General features: G+C 37.6%; 10 protein-coding genes. 2 read left to right on the plus strand and 8 right to left on the minus strand.

The annotated features are described in order from the left end of the window. Positions 1–219: 219 nt before the first annotated feature. The 4 genes from MKZ26_RS04500 to MKZ26_RS04515 all read right to left on the minus strand — a co-directional run bounded on the left by MKZ26_RS04500 (position 220) and on the right by MKZ26_RS04515 (position 4,706). Positions 220–1,029, minus strand: coding sequence for an alpha/beta hydrolase family protein (locus MKZ26_RS04500; RefSeq protein WP_340764661.1), 810 nt, complete (start codon positions 1,027–1,029; stop codon positions 220–222). 237 nt (positions 1,030–1,266) lie between these two features. Beyond that, the gene (gene brnQ / locus MKZ26_RS04505; RefSeq protein ID WP_340764663.1) at positions 1,267–2,619 is read right to left on the minus strand and encodes a branched-chain amino acid transport system II carrier protein; all 1,353 of its coding nucleotides are present in this window, start codon (positions 2,617–2,619) and stop codon (positions 1,267–1,269) included. Between the two features lie 88 nt (positions 2,620–2,707). Next, complete coding sequence (locus MKZ26_RS04510; RefSeq protein ID WP_340764665.1) at positions 2,708–3,688, minus strand: proline dehydrogenase family protein; 981 nt, start codon at positions 3,686–3,688, stop codon at positions 2,708–2,710. Between the two features lie 34 nt (positions 3,689–3,722). Continuing rightward, entirely contained in the window at positions 3,723–4,706 is a 984-nt protein-coding gene (locus tag MKZ26_RS04515) for a proline racemase family protein (protein WP_340764667.1), read from the minus strand. Positions 4,707–4,911: 205 nt separating this feature from the next. On the opposite strand from MKZ26_RS04515, the gene MKZ26_RS04520 reads away from it, so the two are divergent. Then, complete coding sequence (locus tag MKZ26_RS04520; RefSeq protein ID WP_340764669.1) at positions 4,912–6,285, plus strand: sigma-54 interaction domain-containing protein; 1,374 nt, start codon at positions 4,912–4,914, stop codon at positions 6,283–6,285. A 979-nt stretch (positions 6,286–7,264) separates the two neighbouring features. Here MKZ26_RS04520 and MKZ26_RS04525 read toward each other — a convergent pair. The 4 genes from MKZ26_RS04525 to MKZ26_RS04540 all read right to left on the minus strand — a co-directional run bounded on the left by MKZ26_RS04525 (position 7,265) and on the right by MKZ26_RS04540 (position 15,413). Next, entirely contained in the window at positions 7,265–8,527 is a 1,263-nt protein-coding gene (locus MKZ26_RS04525) for a PTS ascorbate transporter subunit IIC (protein WP_340764671.1), read from the minus strand. Position 8,528: 1 nt separating this feature from the next. Beyond that, complete coding sequence (locus MKZ26_RS04530) at positions 8,529–8,804, minus strand: PTS sugar transporter subunit IIB (protein ID WP_067208583.1); 276 nt, start codon at positions 8,802–8,804, stop codon at positions 8,529–8,531. Between the two features lie 72 nt (positions 8,805–8,876). Beyond that, complete coding sequence (locus MKZ26_RS04535; RefSeq protein WP_340764672.1) at positions 8,877–10,925, minus strand: BglG family transcription antiterminator; 2,049 nt, start codon at positions 10,923–10,925, stop codon at positions 8,877–8,879. 1,401 nt (positions 10,926–12,326) lie between these two features. Continuing rightward, a complete protein-coding gene (locus MKZ26_RS04540; RefSeq protein WP_340764674.1) occupies positions 12,327–15,413 on the minus strand; it encodes an efflux RND transporter permease subunit in 3,087 nt (1,028 codons plus the stop codon). 100 nt (positions 15,414–15,513) lie between these two features. Between MKZ26_RS04540 and MKZ26_RS04545 the strand changes: the two genes are divergently transcribed. Then, a complete protein-coding gene (locus tag MKZ26_RS04545; RefSeq protein ID WP_340764676.1) occupies positions 15,514–16,347 on the plus strand; it encodes a TetR/AcrR family transcriptional regulator in 834 nt (277 codons plus the stop codon). The last annotated feature ends 214 nt before the right edge of the window (positions 16,348–16,561 follow it).

The following is a 16,561-nucleotide window of genomic DNA, read 5'->3' on the forward strand; positions in this document are numbered from 1 at the left end:
AGCAATTATTCTTATTAGAAGGCCAGGAGTAACTTAGCACCCTTAATACTAAGTTATTTATGGTCCTTTTGTTTTTCATCAACATCAATATTATTAATAAAAGAGTTTTCTTCTGTAAACTGTTGGAATCTAAGAAGGGATACTCTTTTTAAAAAGAAATTCAAAGAAGTTGACGGACTCTTTTTTAAGTCCATCAACTTCTTTGAATCATCTTTAAAACTACAATGCTACTTTTCCAGGATGCTCATAACAATCACCAAGCCATTCGGTAGATTTCATGAATAATTCATTTTCAAATGTGTAGCTTGAAAATGTATGATCTGCATCCTCAATATAATGCGTGTTTACTCGGTCAGGAACAAGTCTTTGTTGCAATGATGCAGAATAACGCGCAGCATGTTCTTTCGGTATATCCTTATCCTGTTGTGCATGAATGATCAACGCTGCCTCTTGGTACGAACGAATCGCTTCAAGAGGGTGATGGTTTTTCAAATCAGTTAAAAATGATTGACTCACATAAAACCCATGATAATCAACTACCCCATTTAGTGCCGCTGTTTTCATAGCGTTCTCGCCTAAAATTCCGGTAATATCTTTATAAGGTTTCCCAACTGGTGACCATAAAATAAGTTTACGAATTCGACAATCTACTGCAGCAGTTAATGAAGCGACAGCACCTCCAAGACTATGACCGATTAATATAATATTGTTTGCATCTATTTCAGGTAACATGGATACATAATTTAACACCGCCTGAACCTCACTTAATTGCTTCGTGACCGTAACATCCGCATAATCCCCGTCGCTTTCCCCACAACCACTAAAATCAAATCGAAAAACCGCATAACCCTTCGCTGTGAAATACCGTGCTGCTTTCACAAATAACCGATGTTCTCCGACTTTGCTACCGACAAATCCATGTAATAATACAATAAGCGGAACCTTTCTATGATGCACTCTTTCTGGAAAATGAAGAACCCCCGAAAGATAAAGTTGATTAGCATAAATTGAAATCGCTTTACTTGTCATAGTAAACACCCTTTCAAGGATACTCTCCAAAAAACTATTCTTACCTGTTTACTAGGTATTATACGTATGTGATTTATAGAAGTCAATGAGTTGGCGCGAGGTAGTTAAACTTTCAACGGTATATCTTGTATAGGTTCCTTAAAAAACTTTGATATAAAAATGCCACAGGAGTTTTTATGTCCCCTGCGGCATTTTACCTTTCATATAAAAACTAACTACTATTCAATCCACTAATCATTAATGGACTTCTTCACCAGCGATATTGATTAATGTAACAGATTCTTTTCTCGATTTCGCTACGACTAGACCAATAACAAATCCAATGATCCCCGTTACAACCCATCCCGCACCATTTTCAAATAAAGGGATAAATCCAAACATCGTATTGATGGCTTCTGGAAAAATAGTCGCCTCCTTTAACGCATCAAGAATTGCAACAAAACCGACACCAATCACAGTTCCTACATAAACCGATTGATGGCCATTAAACAAGTTGTTTGCAAATATTAGAACGATTAAAGCGATTGCTATTGGGTAGAGTAAAAGCAAAATTGGAGACGCCAACGTCAGAATAGTCGTAAGTCCAAAGTTTGTAATAACTAAACCTAAAGAAGCAAATACTATCAACCACTTTTTATATGAAACAGTAGGCATAATTCTTTCAAAATACTCCGCAACAGCTGCTAAACAAGCAACGTTTGTCGTGATTCCTGTTAACAAAATAACAGTTCCGATAATATAAATCCCGAACTGTCCAAATAAGACGATAGCACTTTGCGCTAATACTTCTCCACCATTAGCCATATAGCCAATTGGATTAACACTGGAAGCACCTATCCATGCCATTGAGATTTGTAAAGCCACCAAACCAATAATTGTAATTATTCCAGCTTTAATAAATAACTTGGATACTTCTTTTTCAGACTTTATACCAAAGGCACTAATTGATTTGATAAATATTCCACCGAATACAAAAGCCGCGAGAACATCCATTGTATAATACCCTTGGGTGAATCCTTTTAAGAAGGCCCCCTTTATATAATCACCTTGGGGTTCCCCAAAACTCCCCATAGGTGTAATAATGGACTTGCCAACAAGTACAATTAAGAGCACTACAAAAATCGGCGTTATGATTTTGCCTAAGCGATCCACAAACTTCGTTGTGTTCCATGATAGGTAAATCGTCAGGACTATAAATAACAACGAGAAAATAAAAAGAAAGAGACTGGTGTTTGATTTATCTAGCACTAACGGATTGATCGCAATTTCATAGACCACCGATGTTGTTCGTGGAACCACATAAATCGGCCCTAGCGTTAGGAATAGTAGTATCGAGAATACTGTTGCAAATAGGGGATGTACCCTTCCCGCAAGTTTTTCAACAGTTCCTCCCCCACGTGTTAATGCAATAATTGCAAGAAGAACCATTCCAACACCTGTTATTAAGAATCCACCCATCGCAATCCATGTATTTGTCCCTGCCTCTTGACCTAACATTGGCGCAAAAATAACGTTTCCAGCACCTAAGAACATAGCAAAAAGCATAAAACCAATCGCTATTAATTGTGAAAACGGCATTTTTTTCTCCATGTAAATTCCCCCTAAATTTCGCATCTAAAAATGCATATTTTCATATAAGATCGTTTAGTACATCCCCAAAAATAGCTAGCTGATATGCTTAGATCCTTTTCTTTTTACTGACTCTACCTAATAAAAATGCGCTAGCCCCAATACCAATCATTGTATTCGTCTTTTTATTGAACATCTGCTTCGCAACAAGATTAAGGTTTTGTGGACGCTCCGCCAGTCGCCGCATGAAATAGCCATACCAATCTACTCCAAATGGTACATATGTACAGAACTTATACCCCTCATTCGCAAGCTCCAGTTGTAATTCATTCCGAAAGCCATATAGCATTTGGAATTCAAACTTGTCCTTGGAGATATTATTATCTTTCGCAAACTTTTTAACATGATTGATAACATGATGATCATGTGTTGCGATAGACGAAAATTTACCATTCAGCAAATGATATTCAATCAATCGAATATAATTCTGATCAATATCTTTTTTATCTTGATACGCTAAGTTTTCTGGCTCTTTGTAAGCACCTTTAACGATTCGCATGCGGTAGTCTTTGTATTTCTGAAGGTTTTCATCCGCCTCATAAAAATAGGCTTGGATAACTGTTCCGATATTCGTGTAGTCATTTGAAAGCTCATCGATGATGTCAAAGGATGGCTGTAAATGTCCATAATCCTCCATATCAAAATTGATAAATATAGCATAGTCGTTTGCTTTCGCAACAATTTCTTTTAGATTATCTAAGCAGAAATCATAGTCAATATCTAAGCCAAGCTGTGTAGGCTTCAAAGAAATATGCGCGTCCAATGCATGTTCATGAATCGCTTCGATGACTGCTAGGATTTGTGTTTTTGCCTCAATCGCCTCTTGCTTCTCGAAAACAAATTCCCCAAGGTTATCGACTGTTGCAGCAATACCTTTTGCATTTAATTGCTTTACGCTTTCTACCATTTGTTCAACGCTCGTTCCTGCAACAACGGACTGTGCCCCTAGTTTTAACCCCCATCGTTTTGCACCGCTATTCAAAACTTTGTTTTGTGACAGTAATATAAAGAAATCTCTTGTTAATCCCATGATCAATACCTCCATTTTGTGTGATTACTATTAATTATTTTAATAAAAAACCTTCTACATATGGGTCTGTTGCATCTAATGAAAACTGATGAATCCCTGTCATCCATGCAGATCCAGTAATCTTCGGTATAATTGCTTTAATATTTTGGACTTCCGTATAATCAACGACTGCCCCTTTAAATCGTGATCCAATGATACTTTCTTGGATGATTTCTTCACCTTTGTTAAGATCTAATGTTGCAAGTTTCGCGCATGTCCCTGTTCCACAAGGCGATCTGTCAATTTGTCCGTCTCCAAAAACAACTGTATTTTTATAATGATTCTTTTCTACTTCTAAACTAAATTCCACAAGGTCAACTGTATTAATTTCTGGAATTTCAGGATGTACTATTGTTAGTTGCTCATTTACAGCTTTCCTAATCGCAATTCCAAGTGCCGCAATTTTATCTTGTTCTTCAATATTTAATTCCAAATTGAATTGCTTGGCATCCACAATCGCAAAGAAACTACCGCCGAATGCTATATCCAAATTGACATGCCCTACGTCATCTACTAAAACGCTTACATTCTTTTTCAACAAAAATGCGGGTACGTTAATAAAAGACACTTCTTTAACTTTGTCATTGTCGTACACGATATAACATTCAACAACTCCAGAGGGTGTATCCAATAATACCTTGTCCTGTTTTTCAATCAGCCCTTGATCGATTGCTATTGTTACAGCCGCAATCGTTCCATGCCCACACATATTTAGATAGCCGCCACTATCCATAAATAATACACCAAGATCACATTCCACATTGCAAGGTTCGGTTAAAATTGCACCAAACATATTCAAATGACCTCTTGGTTCATGCATTAGCAGCTTCCGTATATGATCCATTTCAGTTTGCATATAGTTTTTCTTTTGCATCATGCTATTCCCTTGGATTGATGGGATCCCATCAATCACTATTCTGGCTGCTTCACCCATAGTATGAGCATCAATCGTCCGTATACTATTCCCTATCATCACCATAAAGTGTTTATACCTCCCAAGTACATAGTTATTTCTTGCTCACTACTATAATTGCAAGAAGCGTGCCAACTCACAAAAGTATATCTAATCACCATATTGCAATCGTTCGTATAATTCATTACAATAGGAACTGTTCATTAAGTTTACAGTATTGTAAATACAAAATTAACACTAACAACTTTACTCAGGGAGGATGTTGTAAGCAATGAATACTATCCCCATCAAACATTCGCACTATTATTTGAACACATTAATCGAAACGAGTTCTGATGCAATTGCCATTATTAACGCCTTAGGAGTAGTAGAATATTGGAATTCTCAAGCTGAACAAATTTACGGAATACCGCTGGCAGCTATAAAAAACAAAAAGATTAGTACCTTTTTTAAAAAGGAAGATTTAAAGTTATTAGAGATTCTTGAAACGAAAAAACCCGTTTATAATGTCTATCATCAACCCCTCCCGGATAAGCATGTCCTCATAAGCTCATCCCCTATTCTAGATAGTGATGGGAACTTAATCGGAGCCATTTCAATCGATCAAGACATAACAAGCATTGTAAAATTAAATGAAAAGTTATCATTAACAACTACAGAATTACAAAAGGTCAAACAACAATATAATTTACAGGGACAAATAGGTCCTTTCTCTGAAATTAAAGGACATAGTAGTACCATACAATCCACAAAGGAATTAGCGTTAAAAGTTGCGAAGACAGATGCGACGGTGTTAATTCAAGGGGAAAGTGGTGTAGGTAAAGAACTTTTTGCACAAGGCGTACACGAAGCAAGCTTACGTAAAGATCAACCTTTTATCCCCATAAATTGTGGTGCAATTCCCGAAGCTCTTTTTGAAAGCGAGTTCTTTGGGTATGAAAAAGGATCTTTTACAGGCGCTCACAAGGACGGAAAAGCTGGAAAAGTGGAGATGGCTGACGGCGGTACATTATTTCTAGACGAAATTGGGATGTTACCTCTTGATATGCAAGTAAAGTTACTTCGTGTCTTACAAGAAAGAGAAGTTTCTCGAATAGGAGGCAACGTATCAATAAAAGTAAATAGCCGAATCGTCGCTGCAACTAATAGTAATTTAGAAGACATGATTAAAAAAGGGCTATTCCGCGAAGATTTATATTACCGCTTAAATGTTGTTACTTTGAAAATCTCCCCACTCCGAGAACGAATCGAGGATATCCCAATTTTAGTCACTAGTTTCGTTCAAGAGTATTGCGCAAAATATCAAAAAGAAATCCCCACACTTCTGAACAGCGCCATGGAGATGTTCATAAACTACCAGTGGCCAGGTAATATTCGAGAACTACGAAATGTTGTTGAACGAATGATTATCATTATTGATAATTCAACGATTCATGCAGAAGACATTATGTCTATATTCCCCGTCACAACTGACAACCTTGTAAACAAAAAAGGATTAGCCCAAGAGAAAGCTCAATTGGAACATGAGCGTATCAAAGAAGTACTTATTGAAACATACGGAAACAAAAGTGCCGCAGCAAAAAAATTAGGTATTTCGAGAGTCAGTCTTTATAATAAAATTAAACAGTATAATATTGATGTTTAAATTAAGGCGAACAGTTTCTACCTATAGTTCTTCGCAAAAAACAGAGTGAACTACCAAAATTGGTAGCCCACTCTGTTTTTCATCTTAATCAACAATATCCCATAGCTTTGCTTGAGCAAGATATGACTTCCGTACCTGCAAAGTGACTGTAATCACACCCGGATGACGACCGATTTCTATGGAGCCTAGACCGTAACACCGAATAGTTTCGCTGCACGCGCAAGGCCATTGTCGGTCGCCACGTTTAAAGTTGGACCTGTTCCGACGATTCACTGAGCAAATGATTCCTTAAGCACTTTCATCCCCATATAGAATCGTCGACCTAATGATACAGCTTCATTTAATATTTCTTTTGTTTTAATCGGCTGGAACTTCACTAAATAATCGCTCCCTACACGCAAAGACCGACTGATCATTGCGTTGTCACACTTTATTTAGGTTAGAATCCGCAAAAGGATACTCTTTTGAAAAGAAATTGATTATATATGTTGAATTATAGAATCCCATTGAACCTACTGTGGCGCTCAATAAGGAAAGAGTCGTATTTCGGGGTGTGGATTGTAAATCACTTGGCGCATTGGGGATGCCTTCACCGCGCCTTCGCTAGGGTGTTTATTATCGAGAGAAATGTAATTTTGAGATGTATATGCAGAGTTTATAATGTGATTACTAGTTGCTACTAATTCTATTCAAGAAAGATAAATTCCAGATTGCAGTTTTCATCGCAGATAATGAAAAGCTCTTTCTCACATAGACCATCCAGCGCAGGCGCGTCTTCGCGGTAGCCGGAGCGATAAGACTGAAAGTGGTTTCCTTTCTAGCTTATCGCGGGAGGCATCCAGAAAGCGTCGAAGCGGTATTAGGGGAATCCTAATTCATTCCAATTACAAGGAGTTTTCCGAGATTCAAACCCCTATATACAGAAATGAAAATAACCCTAAGCACTCCATAAAAGGAGTCCTTAGGGTTATTAGTTGAATTAGTTGAAGAAGTTGATTATATATCCTATTAGAATACCTATAACACCGAAATCAGAATCACCAAAAGTTGTACCTTCAAATCCAAGTGAACCTAGAACGGGCATCAACATTGCTGGAAGGAAACTGATTAACAATCCTTGTACGAAAGCACCAATTATAGCACCTCTACGCCCACCCACTGCGTTGCCGAATACTCCGGAAGCAGCTCCACAAAAGAAGTGTGGAACGAGTCCGGGCACGATAACAGCTAACCCTGCAAGTGGTAGTAAAAACATACTTAACAGTCCTGCTGCAAAGCTTGATAAAAATCCAATGATAACTGCGTTTGGTGCAAATGGGAATACGATAGGAACGTCTAATGCAGGTTTCGCATTTGGAACAATTTTATCTGCGATTCCCTTAAATGCGGGAACGATTTCAGCTATTAACATACGAACACCTGCCAAGATAATGAATACACCCGCGGCGAACGTAATTGCCTGTAACAATGAGAACACTAAGAAGTTTGCACCATCGCTCAGGTTTTCTTCAATGTAAGTAGGACCAACAACCAAAGCAACCACAAAGAACATAATTGCCATTGTTAATGCCAATGCTACAGAAGAATCACGTAAGAACCCAAGTGATTTTGGCACTTTTACATCTTCAGTCGATTTCGTTTTGTCTCCAGTCAATTTAGCAACTTTAGCTGCTACAAAATAACCGAATGAACCGAAGTGTCCTACAGCAATATCATCCGAGCCCGTAATTTCTCTTACTGTAGGTTGTAGCATTGCAGGTAGTAGAACCATTAATGCACCTAAAATAAGTGAGCCTACGATTACTATCATTACACTACCCATGCCCGAAGTTGACAGAACAGCAGCAAGTAAACAGGCCATGAACATTGTGTGATGCCCAGTTAAGAAGATGTATTTAAATTTCGTGTATCTTGCTATGACTATGTTAACCAGCATACCAATTAACATAATCATAGCTGTTTCAGCACCGAAAGCAGTTTGTGCCATAGCTACAATTGCTTCATTGTTCGGGATAACACCTTGAATATTGAATGCTTTTTCAAACATTTTTCCAAAGATGTCAAGAGAACCTACTAATACAGCCGCACCTGCTCCAAGAATAATGAAGCCCATTATGGTTTTTAATGTTCCAGAAACAACATCAGTAATTGCTTTCTTCTGCAATAGTAAACCAAATAAAGCGAACAAACCGACCAAAATGGCAGGCGTTCCTAAAATATCCTTCATTATCAAATCAAACATATTATTGCTCTCCTAAGATATGAGAAGTCAACGCTTTCTGGATTTCAACCGCACTGACCATATTAATGATACCAATTGTTTTTCTATTACCATCTTGCAATTGTTCCATAATTTCAGGAGTACCAATGTAGTAATCAGCTGCCTCTGATTTTGCACTCGCTAAGTCCATATTTTTGCATTCGGCATCAATGTTCAATTCTTTTAGTGCTTTATTTACGTTCATTGACAGAATAAAACTCGTTCCTAATCCGTTCCCACACACTGCTAAAATTTTCATCTTATATTCCTCCTATGATTGATTGCTTGTTTTAATCGTACTTTTCAATTTCTTATATAGAACGTTACAAACCTACTGAACTGAGAACTCTGAAACCAAGTCAAGAATATCCTGTTTTGTCTCCGCCTCCTTTAAATGTTGCAATTTAATAGGATCACTTAACAACTTTGTCAATTGAGCCAACGCCTTTAGGTGTGTTTGATTATCAATCGCAGCTAAACAAATAAATATTTCAACTTGATTGGCTTCACTGTTTAATAAGTGTGCAGATTTTTTTAGTTTCAACAAGCTCATTCCTAATTTTTTTACACCGAATTCTGGGCGTGCATGTGGGATTGCAATTTGCTCTCCAATGATAATGTACGGTCCCATAGTCTCAACGTTCTCAATCATTACGTCAATATATTGATTTGTAATTGAATCGTTTAACAGTAGCGGTTCTGCTGCTTTCTTGATTGCATCTTTCCAATTTTCGATTTCATCCATAAATTGAATATTTTCTTCGATTAATAAATCTTTTAGCACCGGTTGTTTCCTCCTCGTATTCAAGCTATCCTTTTGAAATAACGCGTGCTGCAATGCACTTTTTAACAACTCTGGCTGTTTGATGTCTGCATATTGGCGAACGATTTTCATTAATTCATCCGAAGTTGGATTATGGTAAGGCTGTTGAAGCGTCATCCCTTTTACCGTTTGGACGAGTTCATTCTTTTCCATTTCACTCATGATCGGTCTAATCATATACAACGGTTTTTTTGTTTTAAGTAAAACAGTGGAAAATACTAAATCATACTTCGCTTCATCGAGATGCTGAAAGTCATAGGATGAAAGCGATGAAGTCCAATGAAATTGCGGAAAAAGCGATTTTAATTGGTTTTCTAGCATTATGCTGGAACTAATCCCATTTGGACAAACAATTAGAGCCCTGAATACTTTACTTTGACTCTCACTATCCAGCTTAAGTAACCCACCAAAATGAAGGGTGAGGAAGCCAACCTCATCTTCAGGTATTTTAATATTCAGCATTTCTTCAATAGGTTTTAGTACTTCCTTTACAACTGTAAACAAATCATGATGCTCTTCCTTAATATCAGCAAGCAACGCATTTGTAATTGGTATTTTAAAGAGCATTCGGTAATAAGCCGGTTTAAAATGCAAATATAACGTTTCAATTGCTTTGTTTCTATCTAGCAATTGGATACATGCATAACGTTCAAAACTAACAACAATTTGTTCCGTGATTTCAAGCAGAGTATCAGTCCTAGTAGGGCTAACTTCTCCTTGGCATATACCGAGCAGCTGGATTGTTAGAAAGGAAACTTCTTCAGGGTGAGTCGTATATCCTAAACGTTGCTGAATCAATCCCGAAACTATGAAAGCTTTTTTCTTTTCTAGAAAACTCACCGTATCCGGATAAATCAACACCTTTTTTTGTTGCTGTTGGCGAATATGGATCATTTGGAGTAAGTAAATAAATTCATCCAATCTTTCTTCAATGAATGTAAATGAATATTGCTGTTCAAAATCCTTCAAAATTTGCTGATAAAGATCATATTGATTCTCAAACTGTTGCTGCTGAAATATAAAAGTGAATTTCTCATGTGCATGTGGCTTAACTTTCAATTTTGAAATCGCCTTGAGCATCAAATTCCGCTTATCTTCTTCTGATCCTTTTAAATGATATCCTTGCTCACGTGTATAGCGCATCTCAACTCGGAAATCGATACAAAACCGATTGACTCGTTTTACATCTGCACTGACAGTATTTTTACTAATTCCAAAAGTATTTTGAAAGTGAAAATTAGAAAGGGGTTCGCGCCTGATAAAGGTATATAACAAGATAATGATCACGCGTTCTTCCTGGTCAAAAGAAAATTGATTTGTTGTAAAATCTGTGTTGTTATCTTCCCAATAATTAATAACCTCAGGTGGGATGAGAATTCGGTCATTTGAAATGCGAATCGGTGACATTCCCTCGCCAATTAAGTAGTTATTTATTTTTTCTACATCATATTGAAACTGACGTCCGGATAAGTTCAGCATGTCAATAAACCAGGATAGCTGTACTGGCTTCAATTTCATTAATTGGAAATATGTATTCAAGCTTCTGCTCTCCAACATAACTAGCTCCCCCTTACAAAAACTATACTCGAAAACGCTTTCACTTAATATTACATTTGGTCACAAAAGTTGTCTGAGTGTTCGTGTTCTATTGGTATTCACTTTTCTATCGTCTTTAACTTTGGGCTTTTCCACTTCATTTAAGGGATCTCCATATGTTGAACAAATGAATACGGTGTATGCGCTTAACAAGGGCTTTTGGGAGGTCACTAAAAAAAGCCCCAATACTTAGAACTAATTAGAATTCCCGCCAATACCGCTTCGACGCTTTGTGGATGCCTCCCGCGATAAGCCAGAAAGAAGACTACTTTCAGTCTTATCGCTCCGGCTACCACGAAGACGCGCCTTCGCTGGATGGTCCATGCGAGAAAGAGCATTCCATCATTTGTAATGATATCTACAACCTGGAGTGCGTCTTTCTTGAATAGAATTAGTAGCAACTAGTAATCACATTTCTCTCGATAATGAATACCCTAGAGCAGGCGCAGAAAAGACATCTCCAAAGCGCCGAGTGTTCTACAATCCACACCCCGAAATATAACTCTCTCCTTATTGAGCGCCACAGTAAATTCAATGGATTCTTTAATTCAACATATATAGTACTAATACGTTAGTCCCAGTCACCCTTCACAGCGAGCCATTTGATAACAATAATTAGTCCATATAAACTCTCAAGTACTCTTAAAATACTTCAGTCAAAACTCCTTTATTAATACATTAATACATGAATACATGAATTGAGACCAAAGTAAGTAGACTTTCGTCTTCCATCCCCAGAAAATAGTATGCCCTTTTCAATGGACGATACGAAATCCTCTGGTCGATCAGACAGGGTATTCCACACTCGTACTATAAGTTCCAAATCCTCTCCAAGCATAAACAGGCTCTAGCTCTTCATCCGCTAAAGGGACTGCAAATACCATGTATTCATCAATCTATTCGATCGATATACAACGCTCTTGAAACTGTTCGAAGTTTTCAGCTAGCTGCTTGTGGCATTTAGCATACACTTGCAATTCAACCTGACCCAATTTTCACCGCAAAAACACAGTACTGCTGCCCCAATTATACCTCGATTTCACTTTAATTCACCAAGGAAGCTTTAACTCCACTGACATATCAAACTTCATAAAAACATCGAAAAATATGGCTTTGTCGATTAATCCACGTGACACATCGTCATAATAATCGAATAGATTGAGCGGGGATCATTGGTTTAAAGAACTTGAAACTAACTTTCAAAGGAAGCAATTGAGAAATTCAGAAAGGTGAATTGATTTTATTCCTTAATATAGAGTGCCCCATGTGAAAGTGATTTTGTTTGGCATCCGTAGGTAGCATCCACTAACAAAAACGACCTCATCTATAAATAGATGAGGTCGTTTTTGTTAGTTAGATCAATTAATCTTCTTCTATTTCTTTACGGTTTTTCTTGAAAAGCTTGGATAATAGTTCGTAAGCGATCGGAACAACAATCAGTGTCAATAACGTTGAACTGATTAAACCACCGATTACTGTAATACCAAGACCTTTGGAGATCAAACCACCACCACCGCCTGATCCAATTGCTAATGGAATTAGTGCACCGATCGTAGCAATCGCAGTCATAAGAATTGGACGTAAACGCGTCACACCCGCTTCAAGAACTGCTTCACGCATTTTCAAACCGCTACGTTCCATACGGATAATACGGTCTACTAGTACAATCGCGTTCGTAACAACGATTCCGATTAACATTAATAGCCCCATCATGACCGATACAGAGATTGTTTCACCCGCGATTAATAAACCAACAAATGAACCAATGACTGCAAATGGTAACGAGACGAGAATCGCGAATGGTGCGACGCCCTCACGGAATGTTACAACCAGGATGAAGAAGACAATTGCGACTGCCGCAAGCATTGCCACAATAAGTTGTGTAAATGTCTCCGTCATATCCGCTGCCACACCAGCAACACCGACCGTAACACCTTTAGGTAAATCCAATTTATCAATTGCTTTATCTACTTCAGATGTCGCTTTTGAAATATCAGCATCAATGATTGTTCCTGAAACTGTTGCGTAATATTCACCTTGGCTTCGAGCAAGTGCATTTAACGTTGTCCCTTCCTCAACTGTTACCAGCTCAGAAAGTTTCATTGTCGTACCGAGTGCTGTCGGTATCTCTGTCGCCAAAAGATCATCGATTGATTTTGGTTGTACAGCTTCTTCTTTCTGCACGATTACTTCTAATGTATTTTTATCTTTTTCAACCGTCGTTAATACATCGTTTGTACGCATCGGGTTTAGCATCATGACGATTTGCCCCGTTGTTAAGCCATACTGCAGTAATTCATCTTGCTCTACTTTGAATTTGTATTCAACGTAAGCATCTTTTGCACTTGAAGAAACATCTTCTAAGCGATCGTTTTCATTTATAACACCTTCTACCATTTTTACAGCTTCATTTAGTTTATCTAAATTTTCACTGTAGAATGTGTAGCTAACCCCACCCGTAGGCATTGACATTGAAGTGAAGTCTTGGCTCTTCCATTCGCCTGATTGACCAATGTCGAACACATAGTCTTCAATTTCCGTACGAGCTTCCGCAAAGTTCTTCATATCCGGGTCGAAAATGAGGTACATTAAAGCGCCACCAGATCCTCCGCCCATCATCGCGGACATTGCATCGCCGGAATCAGTAACAGATAATTGAACAATGTCAATATCTTTACTTTTTAATAACTTTTGTTCTACAATTTCAATATTTGCTAACGTATCTTCCATTAGCTCGCCTGTTTCCGGCGTGTACGTTAAGTACATCACTTTTTCTTCTTCACTACCCATAAAACTAAAACCAATTAATGGCGTTAATGCCACACTGCCTGCCAACATAACGACAGCAATTAGTGAAGTAATGACTTTATGGTTTAATGTCCAGCCCAGAACACCTTTGTACCATGTAGCTAATTTACCGACCTCTTTATGGCGGCTTTCTGTCTTCTCACTATATAACTTTTTCTTAAATAAGAAGTGAGATAATGCAGGTACAATTGTAATGGCAACAATTAACGAAGCAACAAGCGCAAACGTCATTGTTAATGCAAATGGTAAGAATAGCTCACCGACCATACCACCAACGAAAATAAGTGGCGCAAATACCGCAACTGTCACTAATGTTGAAGACATGATTGGTTTGAACATTTCAATCGTCGCTTCACGCACAAGTGCCCGACCTGATAATTTTTCTGTTTTTAAATGCAAACGACGATAAATATTTTCAACGACGACAATCGAGTCATCGATTACACGTCCGATGGCAACCGTAATCGCACCAAGCGTCATAATATTTAACGTGATACCCAACCAGTTTAGTAACAGTAAAGCCATGAAAATCGAAACTGGAATGGATATGATCGAAATAATTGTTGATTTGAAATCACGAAGGAACAGAAGAATGATTAAAATGGCGATCAAACCACCAAATAACGCTTTTTCAATCATCGTTGATACTGAAGCTTCAATTGGCGCACCTTGGTCAAGTGATACATCGATGACAAGACCGTCTATTGTTTTCTGTTCTTCTTTAATTAAGTCCTTCACAGCGTTTACAACATCAACTGTGTTTGCTTGTTGCCCTTTAATAATTTGAATGGCAATGGCATTTTCACCGTTTGTACGTGAAACCGACTCTTCTCTACCTACGACATCAATTGTAGCAATATCGCTAAGCTTCACAAATGGTGCAGTGTTTGTTGCGGATGGTGTTACAGGAATAAGCATTTCCTTTAATTCATCAGTAGTCATGAACTTGCCGTCTACTGAAACAGCTTGCTCACCTTCTTCAAACTCATAAAGACCCAGTGACACAGCTAAATCACTTGCTTCGATCATTTGCTTGACTGTATCTGGCGTTATGCCCAGTTCAGCCATCTTTTCATCTTTATACGTAAGTTGCACTTCTTCAATATGCTGACCTGCAATCGTTGCAGATGCAATTCCATCGATTTTCTCGATTTTCGGAAGTAGTATTTCCTCTACTGTTGACGTTAATTCAACAATATCTTCTGTTTGACTACTTACACTTAGTGCGACAACCGGCATCATATTCATGCTAATTGCTGTAATCGTTGGCGCTTGTGCTCCTTCAGGTAAAGACACCGCATCTAGTGCGGATGTTAAGGCACGTTTCGCCTCATCCATATCTATACCATATTCGTATTCCACTTGAATACTTGACATATTAGAATAGGAATTTGAAAAAACGGCTTTCACATGTTCAAGATTGTCTAGCGCTTTCTCTAATGGAATGGAGACATCTTTCATCACTTGCTCTGGAGTAGCTCCAGGATAGACACCCATTACCATTAAGTAAGGAATTGATATATCTGGCAACGTCTCCGTTTTCATTTGTGTACTTGAATATATACCGGATACAACAATGATAATTGTTAGTAACCATACTGCTAATTTATTCTTCAGGACAAAATTGACTAAACCTTTCATTCTTACACCTTCCCCAAATTGACTTTACGAACTCAAATATTTATACTAATGACTAATGAGTCAGTTGTCAACGATAACCACTAGGAGCGATACAATCATAATGATAAAAAAACAACTAATTATGGATAAGGCATTAGAACTTTTTGCGGAACAAGGTTTCGAAGCTACCTCTGTACAGCAGATAACAGCACATTGCGGTATTTCTAAAGGCGCCTTCTACCTATCTTTCAAGTCAAAGGACGAATTGATTTTAGCATTGATTGATCATTTTATGATCCAATTTATAACCAGTATTGACTATGAAGTCAATACCACGCAAAATGATGAAGATTTGTTATTCAATTTTTATTACACGACTTTCGATTCTTTTCATAAGCACTCTGACTTTGGCAAAATTCTTATTAAAGAACAAATGCAATCATTTAACGAAGAGTTCATCTTAAAAATTCGTGCATACGATCAATTGATGGAGAAAGTAATTTTATCGATGGTTGAACGATTATACGGCGAAGAAATTGAACAGATAAAGCACGATTTAATTTACTGCATTAAAGGCTTTATGAAAAACTATTCCGAGTTATTTTTATTCTATAACTTACCATTAGATTCGAAATTACTTGCTCAATCGCTGGTTGAGAAAACGAATATACTAGCCAAGCATATTACCCTTCCATTTATTTCAAACGAGCTGGTTCAACTGTTTAAACAACCAATGCAGGAAGAAACAACAAAGGAGCAAATCCTTGAAATCATTGAACAAAATATAAAAGAAATTGAGGAGTCTATTGAAAAAGAATCGTTAATTCTGCTTAAGCAACAGCTACTTAAACCAACTTTAAGTCCTGCTCTTGTGAAAGGGTTACTCGAAAATATTCGTACTCATCCTCATTGTAAATGGGTGGCTTATTTACTGCGGAATTATTTTGAGTTTTAGAGATAAAGAAAAGAGCTTACAAGAACAACATTCAAGAAGTCGTCAAAGTCTCTTCTTCAGCCCTCCAACTGTTGAGGAATTGTCGACACTTGGATGCTTTTCGTAACGAAAAGTTAGTCTTTATTAACTTTCGATGAATTGTTCTCGCATAGTTCAAAATCTAATTAGTGCCAGGCACCTTTTTAGCCAATTGCTCAGCCCTTCCACAAAATCA

The organism is Sporosarcina sp. FSL K6-6792 (genome assembly GCF_038004885.1).
GTDB classification, from domain to species: domain Bacteria; phylum Bacillota; class Bacilli; order Bacillales_A; family Planococcaceae; genus Sporosarcina; species Sporosarcina psychrophila.

What these genes read in the sequence shown, in the direction of transcription:
- MKZ26_RS04500 (WP_340764661.1), bottom strand. Translation starts at nt 1,029, where the DNA reads ATGACAAGTAAAGCGATTTCAATTTATGCTAATCAACTTTATCTTTCG.
- brnQ (WP_340764663.1), bottom strand. Translation starts at nt 2,619, where the DNA reads ATGGAGAAAAAAATGCCGTTTTCACAATTAATAGCGATTGGTTTTATG.
- MKZ26_RS04510 (WP_340764665.1), bottom strand. Translation starts at nt 3,688, where the DNA reads ATGGGATTAACAAGAGATTTCTTTATATTACTGTCACAAAACAAAGTT.
- MKZ26_RS04515 (WP_340764667.1), bottom strand. Translation starts at nt 4,706, where the DNA reads ATGGTGATGATAGGGAATAGTATACGGACGATTGATGCTCATACTATG.
- MKZ26_RS04520 (WP_340764669.1), top strand. Translation starts at nt 4,912, where the DNA reads ATGAATACTATCCCCATCAAACATTCGCACTATTATTTGAACACATTA.
- MKZ26_RS04525 (WP_340764671.1), bottom strand. Translation starts at nt 8,527, where the DNA reads ATGTTTGATTTGATAATGAAGGATATTTTAGGAACGCCTGCCATTTTG.
- MKZ26_RS04530 (WP_067208583.1), bottom strand. Translation starts at nt 8,804, where the DNA reads ATGAAAATTTTAGCAGTGTGTGGGAACGGATTAGGAACGAGTTTTATT.
- MKZ26_RS04535 (WP_340764672.1), bottom strand. Translation starts at nt 10,925, where the DNA reads ATGTTGGAGAGCAGAAGCTTGAATACATATTTCCAATTAATGAAATTG.
- MKZ26_RS04540 (WP_340764674.1), bottom strand. Translation starts at nt 15,413, where the DNA reads ATGAAAGGTTTAGTCAATTTTGTCCTGAAGAATAAATTAGCAGTATGG.
- MKZ26_RS04545 (WP_340764676.1), top strand. Translation starts at nt 15,514, where the DNA reads ATGATAAAAAAACAACTAATTATGGATAAGGCATTAGAACTTTTTGCG.